The following is a 4354-nucleotide window of genomic DNA, read 5'->3' on the forward strand; positions in this document are numbered from 1 at the left end:
CTTAACCTATTAATCGCTGTGGATACCCTTAATAAGTTCTTGTCTACTGATGGTCCACATACACCTGTTGAGCAACACATTGCTGGGTCATAAATTACCATTTTTTTCATACTAACACTCCTTTAGCATTTACTTTTCTTTACATTTTTTACAAATACAATCTTCTTTATCTTCGGTAATATAATCTAGGAAGTCTTTAATCTCTTCTATTCTTTCAAGGTTTAGAGTATATCTCATCCATGCCCCATCCCTTCTTGCGTTAACAAGGCCAGAATCCGTTAAGTTTTTCATGTGATAGCTTAGGGTTGATTGAGAAATACTCAAACCATCCAAAATATCACAAGCACAAATCTCGCCACATGAGAGCATATCAATTATTTTTAGCCTGGTTTCATCAGACAAAACCTTGAATATAGGTGCAAACTCTGCGTATGATCTTTTCATAATTTCCCCTTTCTTTATTTGATATATCGATAAACTTCAATGATATCGATGAATTTCGATTCCATATTTATTATACACCCCATATCGATACTTGTCAATGTTTCTATATTCTTTATTTTACAACGAAAAAACAGCTAGATTATTCCTAGCTGTTAGTTACTATTTTTATCATAGCCATGTATGTTATTTATATAGTAGATTAAAGTGTATAGGGATTCATTAAGATGGTCATCCTCAATGACTATCTCTTCTGTCAATTTAAGGTTTATAGGATCAGAGTTCCAAATACCCTTTATGCCATTGTCTACAAGGCTGTCACATAGGTGTTGAGCTAGCTCTCCTGACGCAGCCAAGATAGCAATTTCTGGCTTGTGATTTTTTTGAAACTCGGTAAGATGAGATATATCCATAATTTTCAAGTCATCAATCTTAGTCCCCACTAGGCTCTCTGATTTATCAAATTAGCCATATTTTTCTCCATTTATGCCAAATAAATATTTTTAAAATTTTATTCTTTACTAAAAGGCGTTTCTCAATTGTCAAGAGGTCGTCGTTTTTGGGTATCATTTTGGGTATCATTTTGGGTATCATTTTGGATATCATTTTTGTACATCATTTTGTTCGTGTGCAACATTCCACGAATTTCACAGACGATATTAAGAAGAAAACAGTCGACGGAGTTCACGAAGCATTCAAAAATAGACCTCAAGAATTCGGAAACACTCACGAATCACTCGCTAAATACCGTGACGGTATGCTTGTCGAAATACTAATACTTCACAAAGATTATAAAATTTAATGATATAATGTGAAAATCTCCCGAGTGTTTCGGGAGATTTTTTGGTTGGTTATTGATTGTTTTTCCCTAACTATCATCTCAATTATCGTGCCATTGTCAAATCCTATCCTAATCTATATTTTTTTACAAAAGCTTCATTAGCTTTCAGGATTTCTTTGTATTCAGTAATCATATTATAAAACGTGGCTTTTTTTAATCCAGATTTATCCAAGAATTCTTTTGAAGAGATGTTATTATTTTCCCAGTTCTCATACAATTCTTCCCAGTTATTTGGAAAATCAATTTTATTTCTTCCTGAGTTGAATTTTCTATTTCTAGGAAGCTCGATAATGTTTTTGTTGTTTAATAGAACAGAGTCTAATATTGTGCTTAGAATGGCTTTATTCATCGGCTGAGATACGCCGTATTTATAGGTGGATTCTAAGTTAGAAATAACCAGACATTTCCCTTTTTCAATGAAATATTTCAGAGAATTGGCGATGTCTTTTTCGTTTATTCCAAGGGATTTTAAGCTTCCAATTATTAAAATATCATCATTTATCATCTCGTTTTTTATCTTTTCTAATTCCTGAAAGCTTCTCATGTGTTCGACACTTACACATATTTCCGAATCTTTTTTGTGGATAATTTCCATGATGTCTTCAAAAATAGAAATATCTTCTGTCGTTTTGGTGTAAATGTACATTATCACCTATACTACCTCCTAAAAAACTTGACAAACTTATTGAATCTAAAACCCAATGCTTGTTCAAGTTCCAATCTATTCACTGTAATTTGGGACATATCTTTCTTGTCTGAATACTTCGCTTCAAATTCAACAGGAAGAGAATTTGCCCAGCTTTCGAGTATTTTCCTAGACCCTTTGTCTGTTCCTGATGTTATCATTATAACATTTGTTTTAATTATAAAGCATTTGGGTTCATTTTCCCATAGTTTCCTAATTCCTTCTATGGCATCTTTGGAGATGTATTTTGCATGATATGAAAAATCATCATTCCAATTGAGTTCTCTTGCATAATCTGGAAGGTCGTAGCCAAATTCTTTGAATATATCGATTAAAGTTTTGGATGAAATTTGCATCATGTCGGGATAGTAATCATCGGCGATATCATTTGATTTAATCATGTAGTCGATAAGCTTGTCCACTTCTATAATCATCCTTCTAAGATATTCTCTATATAAGGCGTTTGTTGCTTTGATTTTCATATTTTTGCTAATTCCATCGTATGATAGTGGGTCTATGTCAGTTCTAAGTCCGGCATTATATCTCAAAAACGGCATTCTTTTTCTCTCTGGTTCTTCTGGATCGCTCACGCTATTACTTGCAAATATAATCAATGGTTGTTCTTCTCTTTGGATGATTTCGCATTGGCGACTATTTTTGATTTTTTCTTTAAGTCTTGCATAATATGGCCCGTCTATTTCATCGATAAAAATCGGAATTCCCTTGTAAGTCTCAAGCATGCCATCAATGCATTTTGTGGGTACTGTTTTAACAGAGAATGCTTTTAGCTGTTTATTGGTCATCAATTTTAGAATAAATTCTGTCATAAAACTTTTACCTGTGTTGGAACCTTTGGATGCTAATAATGTATATAATGGCAAGCTCGATGTCGGGATGTTTTTTATGTCTGCTATGCACCTTATTTTCGCGTGAAATGGAGAAGAAAACAAAATGTTTAAAAGCTTGTAATGGGAATCTCTAACTTTGTCCACATCCCCAACGAAATCTTTCTTGTAATTATCAAAAGCTTCAAATAATAAGTCGATATCATTTTTTACATCTTCTTTTTCGGGATTGAGATCTAGTGATTCTTCATCCAAAAAAGCTTCTTTAGTGTCGAAGTTGAAGGTTAATTTCGGATAATCTTTTTGTATTTCTTTGACATCTATCTTTTTTCTTTTGAGTCTTTTTGCGTTGACGCTGATTTTATTAATAATATTCGGAAGTATTTCAATGTATCCATTTTTCGAGTTGGTATTTATATTTCGTACAAGTTCTTTGTTCTTCTCCATAATCTTGTCCGCATCGATAGTGTATTTGATTTTTTCGTAAACTTCTCCACTATTTTTAGGTTGTTCTAAGACGATGGTTTTTTGTGTTTTCAGCGCTTGTTTAATTATAGGAATATCTTTTTCTGGACTATCAGTTTTTTTCGATGCTACCACATCTTCTGGTATGTCATCTGACAGGCTCCAAGCCGTTTCAAAATCTTGTGCATAAGCAACGTACGCTTCAAAAGTGTCATCCACCTCATAAATTTCCAGCTGATCGCCAGACCAAGCTCTTCTTGTCATATTAGCAGAGCCTTTGATTACTCTGGTTAGTCCATCATCTGATTTAAGAAGGTAGATTTTTCTGTGATCTATAACATACTTAGGAGATTTTATTAACAAAGATCCTTCTTTCATCATTCGCACCAAATCTTTTTCTGATCTCACAGCATCAGCTGCCATTTCTGACAATCGCATGTTTTCAGCAAGTAAATAAGCTTCTGATGTAAGCTCATGAAGTTCGCTGTCTCGTCTAGTCATGAACCTTCCGCCAAGGATAATTTCTCCATAGTCAAACATCTTCATGATTTTATTGACAAATTTGATGTCATAGGAAAAAGTAATAGCCCTGATTTCATTGTAGCCGAAAAACAACTCCTCCACATCTTGGTAGCTAATGTTTTTCAGCTCAACATGATATATCTTGTGCTTCGTACCTGCTTCAGCTTTTTTACCATTTCCATCAACAATTCTCAGCTTTTCAATATTTGTACCAGTATCAAATATGTTTAATTGATTCATAAATACCTCCTTTTATTAGTCTAAAAATCCATAACTATTGTTAGACTAATTATACCCCTATTCTATTATTAATCAATCATTTTTGTACTTTTTTCGTTAAAAAAATCCTCCGACATTATTGGCAAACCAATAAGAGTTCGGAAGATCTTTGTGTTTATTGATTATTTTTTTGAGTTAAATTTTTGAATTAACAAGATATTTTCATTTCTGAGATAATTTTTCCCACTCTTCACGTGTAACACCGTATTTCATACTGTCGTAATATGTGCCGTTCCAATATCGAACTTTCCTGATTCTTGCCTCTTGTATGAATCC

Annotated in this window: 5 protein-coding genes and 1 pseudogene; 1 reads left to right on the top strand and 5 read right to left on the bottom strand. The window is 33.3% G+C overall.

What is annotated here, in order from left to right:
* The 3 genes and pseudogenes from KHW44_RS06780 to KHW44_RS10130 all read right to left on the bottom strand — a co-directional run.
* Positions 1-110: arsenic metallochaperone ArsD family protein (locus KHW44_RS06780; RefSeq protein ID WP_304067592.1), on the bottom strand; the 110-nt coding region annotated here is incomplete at its 3' end.
* 19 nt (positions 111-129) lie between these two features.
* Positions 130-444: a metalloregulator ArsR/SmtB family transcription factor gene (locus KHW44_RS06785; RefSeq protein ID WP_304067580.1), complete on the bottom strand. Its 315-nt coding sequence runs from the start codon at positions 442-444 to the stop codon at positions 130-132.
* 152 nt (positions 445-596) lie between these two features.
* Positions 597-890, bottom strand: a pseudogene (locus KHW44_RS10130) (redox-sensing transcriptional repressor Rex); the annotation flags it as partial.
* A gap of 110 nt (positions 891-1000) precedes the next feature.
* Here KHW44_RS10130 and KHW44_RS06790 point away from each other — a divergent pair.
* Positions 1001-1243, top strand: a complete 243-nt coding sequence (locus tag KHW44_RS06790; protein WP_304067583.1) for a hypothetical protein — start codon at positions 1001-1003, stop codon at positions 1241-1243.
* 103 nt (positions 1244-1346) lie between these two features.
* On the opposite strand, the gene KHW44_RS06795 is transcribed toward KHW44_RS06790, so the two are convergent.
* On the bottom strand, positions 1347-1928 hold the full coding sequence (locus tag KHW44_RS06795; RefSeq protein WP_304067586.1) for a resolvase: 582 nt from the start codon (positions 1926-1928) through the stop codon (positions 1347-1349).
* Positions 1929-1939: 11 nt separating this feature from the next.
* The gene (locus KHW44_RS06800; RefSeq protein WP_304067589.1) at positions 1940-4039 is read right to left on the bottom strand and encodes a lantibiotic ABC transporter; all 2100 of its coding nucleotides are present in this window, start codon (positions 4037-4039) and stop codon (positions 1940-1942) included.
* Between the last annotated feature and the right edge of the window lie 315 nt (positions 4040-4354).

Origin of the sequence: Finegoldia magna, from assembly GCF_018371055.1 — a bacterium.
Lineage (GTDB): Bacteria > Bacillota > Clostridia > Tissierellales > Peptoniphilaceae > Finegoldia > Finegoldia magna_I.

What these genes read in the sequence shown, in the direction of transcription:
- KHW44_RS06785 (WP_304067580.1), bottom strand. Translation starts at nt 444, where the DNA reads ATGAAAAGATCATACGCAGAGTTTGCACCTATATTCAAGGTTTTGTCT.
- KHW44_RS06795 (WP_304067586.1), bottom strand. Translation starts at nt 1,928, where the DNA reads ATGTACATTTACACCAAAACGACAGAAGATATTTCTATTTTTGAAGAC.
- KHW44_RS06800 (WP_304067589.1), bottom strand. Translation starts at nt 4,039, where the DNA reads ATGAATCAATTAAACATATTTGATACTGGTACAAATATTGAAAAGCTG.